The following is a 16,263-nucleotide window of genomic DNA, read 5'->3' on the forward strand; positions in this document are numbered from 1 at the left end:
GTCCTTATGACCACCACGACCCCGGACACACAACGCGTCAGGCATCCCATCCTGAAAATTCTCGGCGGTATCGCACTGGCACTCCTGCTTCTGATTCTCTTCTGGTCGTGGGACTGGTTTGTGCCTCTGGTTAATTCCAAAGCGACGGCCTTGCTACACCGCAAAACCACGATTGCCCATCTGCATGTGCATCTGGGCCGTGTCACCACCATCAAGGTGGATGACCTGCGGATTGAACAGCCCAAAACCTTTGAAAAAGAAAAAGACCAGTTTGCGCAGGCCAAAAGCGTGACCGTTTCGGTCGATGTCTGGTCCTATCTCTGGCACCGCACGCTGCATCTGCCGCTTATTGCGCTGGAGCAGCCAACGGCAGACATTATCGCGCTGAAAAACAGCCTGAACAATTACACCTTTACCGAGGACGGCAAGCCCGCGAAGACACCCACAAAGCAGGATGCTTCCTCCTCAACCAGCCTGCCGGATATCGGGGAACTGCGGATTACCGACGGCAACCTGCATGTAAAATATGACCCGCTTCAGGCCGATATGCAGGTGGCTGTGCAAACCACGCCGCCGCAGGGGAATGATCGCGGCACCCTGCATCTGCAAGCCAAGGGGCGTTACGCGCAGCAGCCTATTACTGCTCGCTTTATTGGCGGCGCACTGCTGTCCTTTGTGGCCGACAAAGAACCCTACCCTGTGGACCTTACCGTGCAGAATGGCCCCACCACGGCGACTCTGAAAGGCGATGTGGTCCACCCGATGAGTTTTGCGGGGGCCCACCTCAAGCTGCATTTTGCCGGGCCGGATATGTCCCTGCTCTACCCGCTGACCGGTGTGCCCATTCCCCGCACCCCTGCCTACAGCATTATCGGCAATCTGGATTACAGCCAGAACCACATCCTCTTCAAAGATTTTGAAGGCAAAATGGGCACCAGTGACATTGGCGGCACCATTGAACTGGACCCACACCAGAAGCCCATGAACGTTCAGGCCGACCTCCATTCCCGGCAAGTTAATCTGGTGGATCTGGGTGGCTTTATTGGTGCCAAACCAACAAAAACTGCGGCTGAGAAAAAGCAGGATGCCAAAAACAAGACGGTCCTGCCGGATACGCCGATCAATATTCCGCGCCTGAACGCCATCAATGCTCATGTCACGTATCATGGGGCGCATATCGAAAATAAGCAGTTGCCGCTTGATAACATCGACACCGAGTTTTTCATCACCAATGGTGCGATTGATCTCAAACGTCTGAACTTTGCCGTTGGCCATGGCACGCTGGCGAGTTCTGCAACGCTCAAGCCGGATGGCTCCCTGTTTGATACAAACGCCCGTATTGATTTTGCGCGCATTGATCTGGCCCGCGTCATGCAGGCGACAACCAATTCCAAAGCACGCGGCATTATCGGCGGCCACATGACGCTGAAGGCCAAAGGGAATTCCATTGCCAGCCTTATGGCTGCGGGGAATGGTGGCCTCACACTAGTGCTGGATCAGGGGGGCGATATTACCGCCATCCTGCCAAATATTATGGGGCTGCAACTGGGCAACGCCATCCTGACAGCACTCGGCCTGCCCTCTCATACAGACATCAAATGCTTTATTGCGGACATGCCCCTGAAAAACGGCATTGTCTCCACCAACACCCTGCTGCTGGAAACCGGTGAGGCCCGCACGCTGGGACGCGGCACGATCAACTTCAAAACCAATACGCTGGATTACTCTCTGACCACCCGTGCCCAGAACCCGACCATTGCGTCCCTGCCGGGCGCCTTCAATATTACCGGGGCCATCAAATCGCCTACGGTGCTGCCCGGTGCGGAAATTCTGGGGCGTGCAGCCGCCGCCGCAGGACTGGGGTTTGTGTTCCCACCGCTGGCTCTTCTGCCCACCATTCAGCTTGGTGTGGGGGATGATTCCCGCTGCGCCCGCGCCGTGCAGGCCGTGAATGACAACCCGGCTGCCGGCATTGCGCCGGGCTCCCTCTCCCACGCCGTCGGCACTAAAAGCAGCGTGGCCCCGGCCAGCAAGCCTCACGCCACAAGCAACCCTAAAAAGACATCCGGCAAAGCATCTGCCCCCAAACCGCATGAAGGCCGCATGACCCCGGCGGAAGTCCGGGCCGCGTGGGATGCCAAACTAAAAAAACAAGGCAAGAACTAACAGCATCAGGCAATCGGGCACGCACGCCCGGTTGCCTGCCCTTGCCCTCCCGGTCGCCTCTCAGCGCGGCTTATATTTTTCCATCAAAGATATGATGTTCCGCACAGCCTCAGGTTGTTTGAAAGCCTGAACGTGGAGCCTTCTCTGTAGGCCTTCGTTCCGCTCGTGGTGACTATTGGCGAAAACCCCGACTTCTACTTAGGCAGCCTTCCGCTTCCGTGTCAGCTGTCACACCTCATGCTCATGCTCATGCTGGCACACTACAAATTTCACATACCAGTCCAGTGCCAGTGCCAGTGCCAGTGCCAGTGCCAGTGCCAGTGCCAGTGCCAGTGCCAGTGCCAGTGCCAGTGCCAGTGCCAGATCGGGCAATACCTCCCCTGCCCTGTAAACACAAAAAAAAGCCGCCTCGTGATGAGGCGGCTTTTCTGTATCCGAAGATAATCCCGGAGAGGATGGCTTATTTGGACTGAGCCATGATCTCTTCTGCCACGTTGCGCGGCACGGGGTCGTAGTGATGGAACTGCATGGTGAAGGAGGCACGGCCCTTCGTCATGGAACGCAGGTGAGAAATGTAACCGAACATTTCTTTCAGCGGCACATGAGAGCGAACCATAACCGTGGAACCAGAGGTTTCCTGGCTCTGGATCATACCACGACGACGGTTGATATCACCCACAACGTCACCAACGTGATCGTTCGGGGTGGTTACTTCCACGTCCATGATCGGTTCCAGAATAACCGGACCAGCCTGTTTCATACCTTCACGGAAGCAAGCCTTAGCCGCGATTTCGAACGCCAGAGCGGACGAGTCAACGTCATGGTACTTACCGTCAAGCAGCGTGAACTTGAAGTCGACGGTCGGGAAGCCTGCCAGCACGCCGGTAGAGGCCTGCATACGGATACCTTTTTCGACCGCAGGAATGTATTCCTTCGGCACGGTGCCGCCAACGACCTTGTTCTCGAAGTGGATGTCTTCGTTCCGCTCAAGCGGCTCGAAAGAAATTTTCACTTCTGCGAACTGACCGGAACCACCGGACTGCTTTTTATGCGTGTAGGTTTCCGTATGCGGCTTGGAGATCGTTTCACGATAGGCCACCTGCGGCGCACCGACGTTTGCATCCACACCATATTCACGACGCAGACGGTCGATGATGATGTCGAGGTGCAGTTCGCCCATGCCGGACAGAATGGTCTGACCCGTTTCCTGATCCGTCTTCAGCTGCAGGGAAGGATCTTCACTGGCCAGCTTCTGCAGAGCCAGCGTCATCTTTTCCACGCCGTCTTTGGTTTTCGGCTCAACGGAGATGTCGATAACCGGGATCGGGAAGCTCATACGCTCCAGAACAACCGGATCAGCCGCATCAGCCAGCGTATCACCCGTCTGAGAGTCTTTCAGACCCACGAACGCAGCAATATCACCAGCATGAACTTCCGTCAGTTCTTCACGCTTGTCAGCATGCATCTGGTAGATACGGCCGATACGTTCCTTGTGGCCCTTCGTGGTGTTCAGCACGGTATCACCGGTCTTCAGCACACCACGATAGACGCGCACGAAGGTCAGCGTGCCGTATTTGTCGTTGATGATCTTAAAGGCCAGACCAGCGAACTTACCATCGGGGTCAACCGGGATAATGGGCTGAGCGGATTCGTCTTCTTCTTCACCTTCCGGCGGAGCGCAACGAATGCCTTCAACGTCATCAGGAGCCGGCAGATAGTCGATCACCGCGTCGAGCAGCGGCTGAACGCCTTTGTTCTTGAAGGCCGTGCCACACAGAACCGGGCGGAACTCACCAGAGATGGTGCCCTTCTTGATGCAGCGCTTCAGCGTCTCGATGGAGACATCGCCGTTTTCGAAGTATTCTTCCATCGCCTTGTCATCGACAGCCAGAGCGGTGTCGAGCAGGTTCTGGCGGGCTTCAGCAGCCTTTTCCTTCAGATCGGCCGGAATTTCCTCATCATGGAACTTCGCGCCCAGCTCACCGCCTTCCCAGACGATTGCTTTCATCTCGATCAGATCAACCACGCCCAGGAACTGGTCTTCAGCGCCGATCGGCAGCTGCAGCGGGATCGCAACGATGTCCAGCTTTTCCTTCAGCGTGTCGAATGCACGGTAGAAGTTCGCGCCGGTACGGTCGAGCTTGTTGATGAAGATGATACGCGGAACCTTGTAGCGGTCAGCCAGACGCCAGTTGGTTTCGGACTGCGGCTGAACACCGGCCACACCTTCAATGATGAACACGGCGCCATCGAGCACGCGCAGGGAGCGGTTCACTTCGATGTTGAAGTCGATGTGTCCGGGGGTGTCGATGATGTTGATGCGGTGGTCGTTCCACACGCAGGTCACAGCAGCGGAGGTAATGGTAATACCACGCTCACGTTCCTGCGCCATGTAGTCGGTCGTGGTGTTACCGTCGTGCACTTCACCAATTTTGTGAGATACGCCGGTATAATACAGGATACGCTCGGTCGTGGTTGTCTTGCCCGCGTCAATATGCGCGGTGATCCCGATATTGCGGATCTTCGAAAGTTCGGATTTGGCGGACACGAAAACCTCCAGAAAACAGGTCAGGCGCGACAGGAAACCCTTCGCGCCTGTGGCTACCGAACACCGTGCTGATCCTATTTAAATTCAGGAAGCCCGGCTGCCGGAAACCGGCCGATAGACGAAAGTGCCTGACACCCTGCCAGACACCTGCACAGCAAATCCGGACCGTCAGTTTATGACCGGCCCGGATCCACCGCAGTTAGGAAACCCCTGAATCAGGCGCCAGCGGCAGCCTGTTTTTTAGCCTGAGCGCGCAGAACGCGGCGCTTCACGACCTGAGCTTCTTCCGGCAGCTTGCGGTTAGGCGTGCTGATCAGGAAGGCATCGAGGCCACCATTGTGTTCAATGGTGCGCAGGCCACGGGTGCTGACGCGCATGTGCACGGGAGCGCCCAGGATGTCGGACATCAGGGATGCTTCCTGCAGGTTGGGCAGGAAACGGCGACGGCTTTTGTTGTTGGCGTGACTGACGTTGTTTCCGGTCAGAACGCCTTTGCCGGTAATCTGGCAGCGACGGGACATTGTCTCATCCTTGTCTTAGGTATCAAACAGAGGGCCGAGACAATTTGCCCGGCGACCACATTCAGGATTGGCGCGGCTTATGGCTGAGCAAGCGCCTTCCGTCAAGGGTTGACCTCAGGCTTTCTCACTTTCCGGGTCGGTCTGTGCCTGTGTTGCAGCATGAATCTCGCCCGTACGCACGCTGTTTGCTGCGGAGTCGAGAATATGCAGGATGGTCTCCTTATCCATGCTGCGGGCCAGCAGACCCAGAGAACCGCCCAGCAGCGCTGAGGCAATGGCCAGCGGCGGGTGATTCTCCTTGAGCAGATGCTCCATGGCACTTTCAATAACCATGGCGCAGCGGGCCAGATCTTCCGGCACGCCCGGCATCTCTTCCGATGTGGTTTCTGCGGGCGTGTTTCCAGCTTTATCCGTCATGCGTTTCATCTTCCTTCAGTTTCTCAGGCACCAGCTGGAAGGCCGATGCTGTATCCGATTCGCCAGAACAGCCTGACAGGCGGGGTGCTCCCCTACCCGGCAATCCGTTCTGCAATTCCTTCCGCCCCCTGGGCTGCCCACATGGCGGCATACTGGCCGCCAGACGCCAGCAGAGCCTCATGCGTGCCGCGTTCCAGCACACGCCCCTGACCCATCACCAGAATTTCGTCCGCATCCACAATGGTGGACAGGCGGTGTGCAATCACCAGCGTCGTGCGGGAGGCAGAGACAGCTTTCAAAGCCGCCTGAATCTCTTGTTCCGTATGTGTGTCCAACGCGCTTGTGGCCTCGTCAAGCACAAGAACGCGAGGGTCTTTTAAAAGTGTTCGGGCAATCGCAACGCGCTGCTTTTCCCCACCTGACAACTTCAGGCCACGTTCCCCCACCTGTGTCTGGTATCCATCTGGCAGAGACATGATAAAATCATGAATCTGCGCCAGCCGGGCTGCCTGCTCCACATCTGCCGGAGAGGCCCCCAGACGCCCGTAGGCGATGTTGTAGCCAATGGTCTCGTTAAACAGCACGGTATCCTGCGGCACTACGCCAATAGCCGCCCGCAGGTCCTTCTGGCGGTAGTCCCGCACGTTATGTCCATCCACCAGCACCGCACCGGACCAGACATCATAAAACCGAAACAGCAGGCGGCTGATGGTGGACTTTCCGGCCCCGGTCGAGCCGACAATGGCGACCTTTTTGCCCGGAGCCGCCACAAAGCTGACGCCGTGCAGAATTTCACGCTCCGGCCCGTAGCCAAACCGGACATCCCGGAACTCCACCTGCGCCGGAGCGGACTCCGCAAGGCGGGTGGCAATCGGCAGCGGATTTTCCGGGTCCGCCACTTCCACATTCTCTTCAATCAAACCGAACATCTGCTCCAGATCCACCATGGCCGTGCGGATGGCGGAATAGACAGACCCCAGAAAATTCAGCGGCCCGTAAAGCTGGAGCAGATAGGTGTTGATCATGACGAACTGGCCAACACTGATGCGCCCGGCCTCAACATCCCGCCCGGCAAGCAGCATGATCAGCGTGAGCGCCACGGCAATAATGGCGGCCTGCCCGAAGTTGAGCAGCCCCAGAGAATACTGGGTTTTCCGGGCTGCCTGCTCATAGCGGGCCTGTGCGTTGTCATAGCGCGTGGCCTCATGGGCCTCGTTGCCGAAATATTTGACCGTCTCGTAATTCAGCAGGCTATCCAGCGCCTTGCCGCTTGCCTCGGTATTGGTCTCATTCATCCGCCGGCGGATGCCCAGCCGCCATGAGGTAAACATCACGGTAAAGCCGATATAGGTGGCAATCATCAGCACCATCAGGCTCACATAGCGCCAGTCAAACACCCGCCAGATGACCACAACGACCAGCAGAGCCTGCAAGATTGTGGGCGAGATGGACATACCCATGCGCAGCAGGGTTTCAACGCCCTCCGTGCCACGTTCTATGGCCCGTGTGACGCCCCCTGTCCGGCGGTCCAGATGGAACCGCAGGGAAAGCTTGTGCATGTGCTGAAAGCTGCGGAACGCCGCCTGCCGCGCAACCCGGAACCTGACAGGGGCGAACAGGGAATCCCTCAGGTTGGTGAGAGCGGCGGAGACCAGCCTTATCAGCCCGTAGCCCAGAATAAGGGCGACCGGGGCCATAGCCAGACTACCGGGGTGCGAGAGCCGATCCACCACCCGACTGTAAGCCATCGGCACAGCCAGTGTTGCGAGCTCTCCCCCCACCAGCACCAGAAGCACCAGAATGACGCGCCACCTCAGCCCGCTGTTTTCACGCGGCCAGAGATACGGGAGAAGACGGGAAAGCGTGACCGAAGCCGGCTGTTTTAGCGGCCCGGACGGAGAACGATTACGTGGAGACATACCTTCGCATGTGACACGCCTCCACAATTTTGCAACCCCGAGGCACCTTGCCTCTCCCCTGCATACGCCGGATAAACACATACGCCTTGTGCGTTTATGGTCTCATTCAAGCACGACTGGATTTTCCGATGCCGTCGGACGATACGCCTTTTCTTCGTCATCTCAGGCAATGCAACACCGCCGTCGTGCCGGGTGCGCGCTTTCCGTTTTCTCTGGGCGGCAAGGCCGCAGGATGGATTGCCCCGGACCTGACAGACGCGCTGGAACAGCGGGGCCTAGGCTCCCGCGCACAGGGCTTTGCTCTGCCCAACCCGGCGGATCTGGAACCGCTGGGAGAAGAGCTGGCGCGGGAAGGCGTTTATCGCTCTCATCATGAACTGTTTGATGTGATGGCCGATGTAGACCAGCCCGTGCTGGCCCGCATTGACCGTGGCGCCCTACCCTTGTTCGGTCTGGTCGCCGCTGGCGTGCATCTGAACGGTCTGGTGCGGAAGCCTGATGGGCTTTACCTGTGGACAGGCCGCAGAGCCGCCAACAAGCGGCTGGACCCGAGCAAGCTGGACCATCTGGTTGCAGGTGGCGTTCCAGCTGGCCATACGCCGTGGGAAGCCCTGCTGAAGGAAGCTGCGGAAGAAGCCAGCATTCAGGAAGACTTGGCCTCACAGGCACATCAGGTCGGCCGCATTGTTTATGCGCTGGACCGGCCAGAAGGGCTGCGACGCGACATTCTGTATTGCTACGACCTGTTCCTGCCCGAAAGCTTCTCACCCGTCGCGGCAGACGGCGAAGTGGAATCCTTCCACCTGATGCCGCTTGGCGAGGTTTACAAACTTGTGCGGGATACGGACGAGTTCAAATTCAACGTCAATCTTGTGCTGATTGACCTGTTCCTGCGCAACGGCCTGATTGACCCGCAGTCAGCCGAAGGCCGCCAGTTGCGAGATGGGCTGACACAGGGCCTCTCGGCCGCCAGCCCCGGCCATAAAGCCGCTCTGGCACCTGCCGCCCCCTGAGGCACGGCAGGCCCCGCATTCCGGCCTCAGGCTGAAATGCGGGCGTCCAGCAGGGCTTTGGCTTCGGCCTCAGCTTCCTTCATGCCGGTCAGCAGGCGTTCCCGGATTTCTTCCAGACGCTTCTTGTCGGTAATTTTCAGGCCGAAGAGATCCTTCACGTAGAACACGTCCACGGCCCGCACCCCGTAGGTGGTGATGTGCGCGGAGGCGATCTGAAGGTTTTCCTCGCTCATGGCCGCTGTCACGTCATGCAGCAGGCCGGGCCGGTCACGCCCGTTGATTTCGATGACCGTGTAGGTATTGGACGCCCCGTTATCAATCACCACACGCGGCGGCACATGAATGGCCCGCATCCGCATGGGCATGTGTCCGAACCCGGCCTGCGCAATTTCCGCCCCGATATCAATCTGGCCGCTCAGCGCCTGCTCAATCAGTGAACACAGCCGCGCCAGACGATGCGTTTCTTCATACGCGCTGCCAGCAGTGTCCTGAATCCAGAACGTATCCAGCGCCATGCCGTGCATCATGGTGTGAATCCGGGCATCGACAATGGAGGCCCCGGCCAGCGCCAGAGCTCCGGCAATTTTGGAGAACAGACCCGGCACGTCGACCGTATAAACCGTGACTTCCGTCACCCCACGCGCTGGCAGCGGCAGCACTTCCACCGTCAGCGGGGCATCGCGCCCATCCGCATCCCGGATCAGGCGAGCATGGCGCTTGTGGGTTTCATGGTCGAAGGAGAGCCAGTAGCCCGCATAACCCAGCCCCAGAAAACGGTCGATGTCCTGCGGAGCGACACCATCTTCGGCCAGAATTTCGGACGTGATTTCCTTAGCGTGCCGCACACGCACGTCACGCTCCGTGGTGGCGAGGCCACCCGCCAGCACTTCCGCAACCCGCACATAAAGCTCACGCAGCAGCGTGGCCTTCCATGCGTTCCACACGCGGGAGCTGACAGCACGCATATCGACAATGGTCAGCAGCAGCAGCAGACGCAGGCGTTCCGGAGACTGAACGATGTCCGCCACATCCAGAATGGTTTTGGGGTCATCAATATCGCGCTGGAAGGCCGTGTGGCTCAGCAGCAGATGATGCAGCACCAGCCAGGAAACCGTTTCCGTCTCCTCGCCCGACATGCCCAGTCTGGGGCACAGGTCAGCGGCAATTTCAGACCCGATTTCCGAATGATCGCCCCCGCGCCCTTTGGCGACATCGTGCAGCAGCACCGCCATATAGAGCGCCCGGCGGGAATGCAGGCCTTTAACAAGTTCATAGGCCACCGGAATTTCATCCGCCATGCGGCCGGACGTGACCTCATCCATGATGCGGATGGCTTCTATCGTATGCTCATCAACCGTGAACACGTGATAGGTATCAAACTGCATCTGGCCGACAATCCGCGCCCAGTCCGGGATCAGCCGCCCGAAAATGCCCGTCTCGTTCAGAATATGCAGCCAGTGCGCGTGGCCGGGAGGGGTCTGCTGCTCATAGGTAGCATCCCGCAACAGAGGCGTTCCTGCCTCATCCCCTGCCGCGTGGGTCTCACGCCGACGACGCGGCGGAAGATCCTTCGGTTCTGTTTCCCCACAAAGCAGATCCAGAAAAATACGGGCCGCTTCCGGGTTATCACGCAGGGCCATGGCCCGACGTTCCCACCGGATAAGCTGATGCCGCCCCAAGGGATGCAATGGCCGGCGGCGCATCCGCGCCCAGTCCAGATACTGCATCATCTTGATGGGTTCCTGATCGAACGAAATCCCGCGTTCCGGCAGGATCTGCCCGTCAACCAGCGTAAAGCCTGCTTCCCGCATGGCCTCGTCCGGCTTGGCGGCGATCGCCACCGGCCCCTGCGCCTGCCGCAGCACCGCAGGTTCCAGCACGTGTGTCAGTCGCATAACTTCACGCGCCGTCAGGAAGTAGTGGCGCATGAAGCGTTCCACACCATTCTGGCGGCCATGCCGGGTGTAGCCCATGCGCGCGCCAATAACGGGCTGCATATCGAACGTCAGCCGTTCTTCCGCGCGCCCTGCGACGTAATGCAGATGCAGGCGCACCGTCCACAGGAAGTCCCATGACCGGCGGGCACGCGCTGCTTCCTGCTCGGTCAGCAGGCCCATCCAGATAAATTCCGGCGCCAGAAGGTCCATGACGTGACGGGTGCCGAAGGTGTTGCGGCACATCCAGTAGAGCGTCTGCAAATCCCGCAGGCCGCCGCGCCCTTCTTTTATATTGGGCTCAACCAGATAGGGGCTGTCTCCAAACCGGCGATGCCGTTCCAGACGTTCCCGCCGCTTGTCCTGAATAAAGCCCGCAGCCCCGGCTTCCACGCAGGCCACAATATAGCGGGCCTCGAACATGGCAAACAGGGCCGCATCCCCGGCCAGCAGGCGGGCATCGAGCAGCGCCGTGCGGACTGTGGTGTCCTTTCGGGCTTCTTCAATACATTCATTGATCGTGCGGGTCGCGTGGCCGACTTTCAGGCCCAGGTCCCACAGAAAATAGAGCACATATTCCACCAGACGGTGGGCGCTCTGAACGTTTTCTTCCTCGGTCAGAAACAGCAGATCAATATCGCTGAACGGGGCCAGCAGGCCGCGCCCGTAACCACCCGTTGCCGCCACAACCAGCCGCCCGACGGCAGGAGCGCCCTCCCCGATCTGCCCGACACCTTCCGCCGTGCCCGTGGCGCGCAATGCCAGATCGATAATGCCGCGCAGCATAACATCCGTGAACGCCGCAATCTGCTTGGCTGCCTTGGCGCCTTTGAGCACATGCGTTTCAAACCGACTGCGGATATCCGCCTGATACCGGCCAAGATGGCGGCGGAAAATAGCCACGGCCTCGTCCCGCTCCGGGATGGTGGCATCTGCCGGCGTGGCGTCCCTCAACTCCCGCGCAAGGCAGGCGGCAAGCCCCTCCGGGGTGAGGGATGCAAGGGCGGAAACATCGGGCTGCTCGGAGGCAGCATGTGCGGGGGAAATCGACATTGCGGTCGGAATCTGCTCCTGAGGGTCGTCTGATAAAGAACCCGGTTTCAACTCTGGGCCGGACATTCGTCTTCCCGCACTGCTTCCTTGTGAAGCTCATACAGAATGTCCAGCGCGGCACGCGGTGTCAGGGCATCCGGATCTACCTCTAACAGTCGCTTTCTTAACGTATTTTCGTCTTCTTGCGGTAATATCTTCTGCGTGTCGAACAGCGGCAAAGGCTTCGGCCCGGTCGCATGGTCACGCTCCAGTTCACGCAACAAACGCCCTGCCCGATCTACGACTGAAGGTGGCACACCGGCCAGCTTCGCCACATGCACACCCCAGCTTTTCTTGGCGGAACCGGCCAGCACTTCATGCAAAAAGACAATCTGGCCCCGCCATTCCCGCACCGCCATAGTGTGCGGAGAAAGGCGCGGCAGAGTATCCACCAGACCAGCCAGTTCATGGAAGTGCGTTGCAAAAATTGCACGGCAGCGCACTGTTGAATGCAACGCCTCCAGCACCGCCCAGGCAATGGCCAGACCATCCAGCGTTGCCGTGCCACGCCCGATTTCATCCACCACCACCAGAGAACGCGGACCGGCCTGATTCAAAATAGCAGCCGTTTCCGTCATTTCCACCATAAAGGTGGAGCGACCGCGCGCCAGATCATCCGACGCCCCAACGCGGGAAAAAAGCTGATCCACAATCCCGATATGCGCTTTATCCGCTGAGACAGGAAAGCCACCCTGCGCCAGCAGCACGGCCAGCGCCGTCTGCCGCAGGAAGGTGGATTTACCGGCCATGTTCGGCCCGGTGAGCAGCATCACCCGCCGGCCGGCTGAAAGGTCACACCCGTTTGGCGTAAAGCGCGTGCCTTTGGGGAGCGCGGCTTCCACCACCGGATGGCGACAGCCTTCCAGCACAAAAGCAGCATCATCCGTCACCACAGGGCGGCACCAGCTTCCGCCGGCGGCCAGCAGGGCGCAGGACTGCAACACGTCCAGAACCGCCAGAGCCCGCGCCAGAACCGGCAGTGTTTCTTCCGCCAGAATCCGCTCAACCAGTGCGTTAAACACCGCTTTTTCACGCGCGGCAGCACGTTCCGCAGCCTCGGCAATCCGGGCATCCAGTGAGGAAAGCTCTTCCGTAGAGAAACGGGCATTGCTGGCCGTGCCCTGCCGGAACATCAGGTCATCCCGGTCCTTGATACGGGCACTGGCGGCAACCGGCACTTCAATCACGTACCCAAGCTGGGCGTGGTGTTTGATCTTCAGGCTCGCCACGCCGAATCGGCTGGCATACTCGGTCTGCAATCCGGCCACGATGCGCCGGGAATTGTCTCGCAGACCGCGATAGCCATCCAGCTCACCATCATAACCAGCGGCAATCACGCCGCCATCATCCAGACGGGCAGGCAGATCGTCCGCCACAGCCCGCACCAGTTCGGCTTCCAGTTCCGGCGCAGCGCCAAGGCTGGCAGCCGCACGCGCCAGATAAGGCGGCAAGGCTGTGTGGTCGTCCCCCAAAGCTGCCGCAGCAGCGCGTGCGGCATGCAGTCCATCACGCACGGCGGCCAGATCGCGCGGCTGCCCGCGCCCCAGAGAAAGACGGCCCAGCGCACGGGCAATATCCGGCGCACGCTTCAGCGCATCACGCAGGGCGGCACTGCAACTGGGCGATTCGCGCAGCCAGCACCAGCCATCCTGCCGGGCGGCAATGCGCGCCGGATCCGTCAGTGGTGCTGCCAGCCATTCGGCCACCATACGCGCCCCGGCGGAGGTTACGGTCTGGTTCATGGCAGAGAACAGGGTGTGTTCTGTCCCGCCGTCCCGCGCGCGCAGAATGTCCAGACTGGCGCGGGTGGCGGGGTCAATCCCCAGAATACCGCCTTCCATCTGCGGGCTGGGGTGCGCCAGACGCGGCAGCTTTCCGGCCTGACTGCGCTGCACGTAGTCTACCGCCACAGACGCCGCGACGGCTTCTTCATCCGTAAAGGTGCCGAACGCATCCACACTGGCGACGTCAAACGCTGCCGCCAGACGCTGGCGCGCCGTCTCTACATTAGGAAACAGCACCTCGGGCGCACGCGCGGACTCATGTTCGCCCAGCGCCATAGCAGCCGGAGCCAGAATTTCCGCAGGATCCAGACGCCCCAGTAATGCAGCCAATGAGGCCTGTGTGACGCGGGCTGTTTCAAACAGGCCGGTGGAGACATCAATCCACGCCGCCCCGATCATGCTCGCGGCTTCTGCCTGTTTGCTTTTCCGGCCACGGCCCCCGGTCGTTTCTTCCGCCAAAGCGAGCAGCAGGTTGGAGCGTCCCGGCTCCAGCAATTCATCTTCTGTCAGGGTTCCCGGTGTCACCACCCGCACCACGGCACGCGCCAGAGGACCTTTGGCAGCCCCTTTGCCTTTACGCGGTGCTTCCGTCTGCTCTGCAACCGCTACCCGAAATCCCCGGCGGATCAGCCGGGCCAGATAAGCGGAGGCCGCACCCACTGGCACGCCGCACATGGGAATGGGGTCACCCGCGTGGCTGCCTCGCGCCGTCAGCGCAATATCCAGCGCTGCGGCGGCGGCCGTGGCATCGTCAAAAAACAGCTCGTAAAAATCGCCCATGCGGAAAAACAGCAGGGCTTCAGGATTTTCGGCCTTCAGCGCAAACCATTGCGCCATGGCGGGGGTGGCACCCTCAGGAGAATAACGCGTCATTTCCTTATCATACGGGCGTCACCCGGCGGGGCAACAGGCGTTGCGGTTACATCTTAACAAGTTTGTGCAAAGCCTCAGCCACAGCCTTCACAGGTTTTTCCCACGGAGCATTGCCCTCACCGGGGGCAGGCTGAGAAAACAGGCGGAGACTCGGATACCAGAGGTTCTCCGCCCCTCCGTCCGGCAGAGTCCGGGTTGAGCCCTCCGCCCAGCGCCAGTCTCCCCCAAAGCGGTTGAGCAGCCAGACCGGTTTCCCCAGCACGCCCGCCAGATGCGCAATAACCGTATCAACCGTAATCACCACATCCAGCCCGGCCACCAGACGGGCGGTGCTGAGCATGTCCCCCTCCGGTAGCGGTGCCACAGAAAAGGACAGCTCCTCACCCGTATGGTCGCGCTGAAGAGACTGAAATGCCACACCCGGCACGTCCGCCAACGGCGCAAGGCAGGCAGGTGCCATGGAGCGGCGACGGTCAAACCGATAACTCGGGTTCCCCGCCCAGCAGAGACCGACCCGAAGTGGCTTTGTATCTGACCGAAGCGCCGCACCGTCACCCGGCCCACGCAGCGGGATGCGGGGGCCCCCGTCTGAAAGGCCTCCGGCTTCCGCATCCTTAAATACTTGTGCCCATGGATACGGTGCATCCAACCCGAGCCGGGCGGGCAGACTGAGCAGAGAACAACACGCCACAGCTCCGGCAGAACGGGCCGTCTGTCCTTTTTCCAGAAGCGTGACACGCCCGGCCTGCACACTCTCCATCTGCGCCACCAAAGAGCGCAGCCCCTCCGGCACAGCCAGAAGGATGGACGCACGCTCCACAGCCGGCTCCACATACCGCAGAAACTGGAGCGTATCGCCCAGCCCCTGCTCGGCGTACAGCAGCACCGGACTGCCACCAGTGTCCGCCCCATCCCATTGCGGCAATTCTTCCGTGTGCTGCGCAGGCAGCAAATTCTGGCGAGCCTCAAAGGCCTGCCAGCCTTCATGAAAACGCCCCTCCGCCAGCAGAACCGTGCCCAGATTGAACAGGGCGCGCGCCCGATCCTGCTCTGCAGCCTCCCAATTCTCCACTTGCCGGAAGAGCGCTTCTGCCTCCTGCCGCCGTCCGAGGTCAGACAGCACCGTGCCATAATTCACCGCCAGTCGGGCATCATGCTTGCGGAGGGCAAGAGCTGCGCCCAGTTCCTGCTCGGCTTCATCAAGCGCCCCCAGCGCCATCTGCACCAGCCCCAGATTGGTGCGGGTTTCCGGTGCGTCTGGCGCACGACGCGCCGAGTCCTGCAACAGGCTTCTGGCCTGTTCAAAGTCCCCTTTGGCAAACAGAGCCGCGCCATAGTTGGCGAGAGCTGCCGCGTCCTGCGGAAAAGCCGTCGCCACGACGGCAAAGAACGGCTCGGCCTCCCGCATCCGCCCCGTCCGCTCCAGCAACACAGCGTGCTGGTTGTGGGCAAAAATGTTCTCAGGAGCCAGACGCAGCGCTTTTTCTGATGTCTGCACAGCCTCGGCCACGCGCCCATGCCGTGCGAGAAATGCTGCGAGACTGAGATGTTTTTCACAGTCCAGAGGCCGCAAGCGCAACGCGGTGCGCAACGCCACTTCAGCCTCCTGCACGCGGTTTTCCGCTTCAAGAATGGCGGCCATGGCCTCATGCGCCCGCGGGTCACGCGGCGTTGTCATCACCGCGACATTGGCTGCCGCTCGTGCTGGCTCCGCATGGCCCTGCTCAAGCAACGCATGCGCCAGCGTGATGTGAAAATGCCCTTCAGGCCGCAACCCAATCGCCCGCCCGGCCAGAGCAATGGCGGACTGCGCATCGCCCCCGGCGCGGGCCACACAGGCCATCGCATGCCAGGCCTCGGCGTCTGATGCATCCTCTCGCAGCAGGGCGCGCAACAGGGTCGCCGCCCGCTCTGCATCCCCGACAGAAAGAAGGGCCAGCGCCTGTTCAACCGATGGCTCCTGTGTCGCCATCCCGTTTTTCTGGGGCATGTGCTT

General features: G+C 60.3%; 10 protein-coding genes. 2 read left to right on the forward strand and 8 right to left on the reverse strand.

Annotation, left to right across the window (positions count from 1 at the left end; translation table 11 throughout):
* The first annotated feature begins 6 nt into the window (after window positions 1–6).
* Window positions 7–2,166: an AsmA family protein gene (locus AD930_RS11980; RefSeq protein WP_061506441.1), complete on the forward strand. Its 2,160-nt coding sequence runs from the start codon at window positions 7–9 to the stop codon at window positions 2,164–2,166.
* 228 nt (window positions 2,167–2,394) lie between these two features.
* Here AD930_RS11980 and AD930_RS17905 read toward each other — a convergent pair whose 3' ends face one another.
* The 5 genes from AD930_RS17905 to AD930_RS12000 form a co-directional block, all read right to left on the reverse strand.
* Window positions 2,395–2,538, reverse strand: a complete 144-nt coding sequence (locus AD930_RS17905; protein ID WP_156477059.1) for a hypothetical protein — start codon at window positions 2,536–2,538, stop codon at window positions 2,395–2,397.
* An 88-nt stretch (window positions 2,539–2,626) separates the two neighbouring features.
* The gene (gene fusA / locus AD930_RS11985; RefSeq protein ID WP_043550633.1) at window positions 2,627–4,714 is read right to left on the reverse strand and encodes an elongation factor G; all 2,088 of its coding nucleotides are present in this window, start codon (window positions 4,712–4,714) and stop codon (window positions 2,627–2,629) included.
* A gap of 215 nt (window positions 4,715–4,929) precedes the next feature.
* Window positions 4,930–5,235, reverse strand: a complete 306-nt coding sequence (gene rpmB, locus AD930_RS11990) for a 50S ribosomal protein L28 (RefSeq protein ID WP_043550631.1) — start codon at window positions 5,233–5,235, stop codon at window positions 4,930–4,932.
* 114 nt (window positions 5,236–5,349) lie between these two features.
* Window positions 5,350–5,652: a hypothetical protein gene (locus tag AD930_RS11995; RefSeq protein WP_061506562.1), complete on the reverse strand. Its 303-nt coding sequence runs from the start codon at window positions 5,650–5,652 to the stop codon at window positions 5,350–5,352.
* 92 nt (window positions 5,653–5,744) lie between these two features.
* Window positions 5,745–7,571, reverse strand: a complete 1,827-nt coding sequence (locus AD930_RS12000) for an ABCB family ABC transporter ATP-binding protein/permease (RefSeq protein ID WP_061506442.1) — start codon at window positions 7,569–7,571, stop codon at window positions 5,745–5,747.
* 128 nt (window positions 7,572–7,699) lie between these two features.
* Between AD930_RS12000 and AD930_RS12005 the strand changes: the two genes are divergently transcribed.
* On the forward strand, window positions 7,700–8,584 hold the full coding sequence (locus tag AD930_RS12005) for an NUDIX hydrolase (protein WP_043550627.1): 885 nt from the start codon (window positions 7,700–7,702) through the stop codon (window positions 8,582–8,584).
* Between the two features lie 26 nt (window positions 8,585–8,610).
* Here the strand turns inward: AD930_RS12005 and AD930_RS12010 are convergent, their stop codons facing one another.
* From AD930_RS12010 to AD930_RS12020, 3 genes are read right to left on the reverse strand one after another with little or no spacing between them, the layout of a single operon-like run.
* Entirely contained in the window at window positions 8,611–11,571 is a 2,961-nt protein-coding gene (locus AD930_RS12010; RefSeq protein WP_061491431.1) for a [protein-PII] uridylyltransferase, read from the reverse strand.
* Window positions 11,572–11,618: 47 nt separating this feature from the next.
* Window positions 11,619–14,267, reverse strand: coding sequence for a DNA mismatch repair protein MutS (mutS, locus tag AD930_RS12015; RefSeq protein WP_061506443.1), 2,649 nt, complete (start codon window positions 14,265–14,267; stop codon window positions 11,619–11,621).
* 46 nt (window positions 14,268–14,313) lie between these two features.
* Window positions 14,314–16,257 carry a tetratricopeptide repeat protein gene (locus tag AD930_RS12020; RefSeq protein WP_061506444.1) on the reverse strand — a complete coding sequence of 648 codons (1,944 nt, stop codon included), beginning with the start codon at window positions 16,255–16,257 and terminating at the stop codon, window positions 14,314–14,316.
* Between the last annotated feature and the right edge of the window lie 6 nt (window positions 16,258–16,263).

Origin of the sequence: Acetobacter malorum (assembly GCF_001580615.1) — a bacterium.
In the GTDB taxonomy this organism is placed as follows: domain Bacteria; phylum Pseudomonadota; class Alphaproteobacteria; order Acetobacterales; family Acetobacteraceae; genus Acetobacter; species Acetobacter malorum.

Coding starts and splice junctions, on each gene's coding strand:
- mutS (WP_061506443.1), bottom strand. CDS start 14,267: ATGACGCGTTATTCTCCTGAGGGTGCCACCCCCGCCATGGCGCAATGG.
- AD930_RS11980 (WP_061506441.1), top strand. CDS start 7: ATGACCACCACGACCCCGGACACACAACGCGTCAGGCATCCCATCCTG.
- AD930_RS12020 (WP_061506444.1), bottom strand. CDS start 16,257: ATGCCCCAGAAAAACGGGATGGCGACACAGGAGCCATCGGTTGAACAG.
- AD930_RS12005 (WP_043550627.1), top strand. CDS start 7,700: ATGCCGTCGGACGATACGCCTTTTCTTCGTCATCTCAGGCAATGCAAC.
- rpmB (WP_043550631.1), bottom strand. CDS start 5,235: ATGTCCCGTCGCTGCCAGATTACCGGCAAAGGCGTTCTGACCGGAAAC.
- AD930_RS12000 (WP_061506442.1), bottom strand. CDS start 7,571: ATGTCTCCACGTAATCGTTCTCCGTCCGGGCCGCTAAAACAGCCGGCT.
- AD930_RS11995 (WP_061506562.1), bottom strand. CDS start 5,652: ATGACGGATAAAGCTGGAAACACGCCCGCAGAAACCACATCGGAAGAG.
- AD930_RS12010 (WP_061491431.1), bottom strand. CDS start 11,571: ATGTCGATTTCCCCCGCACATGCTGCCTCCGAGCAGCCCGATGTTTCC.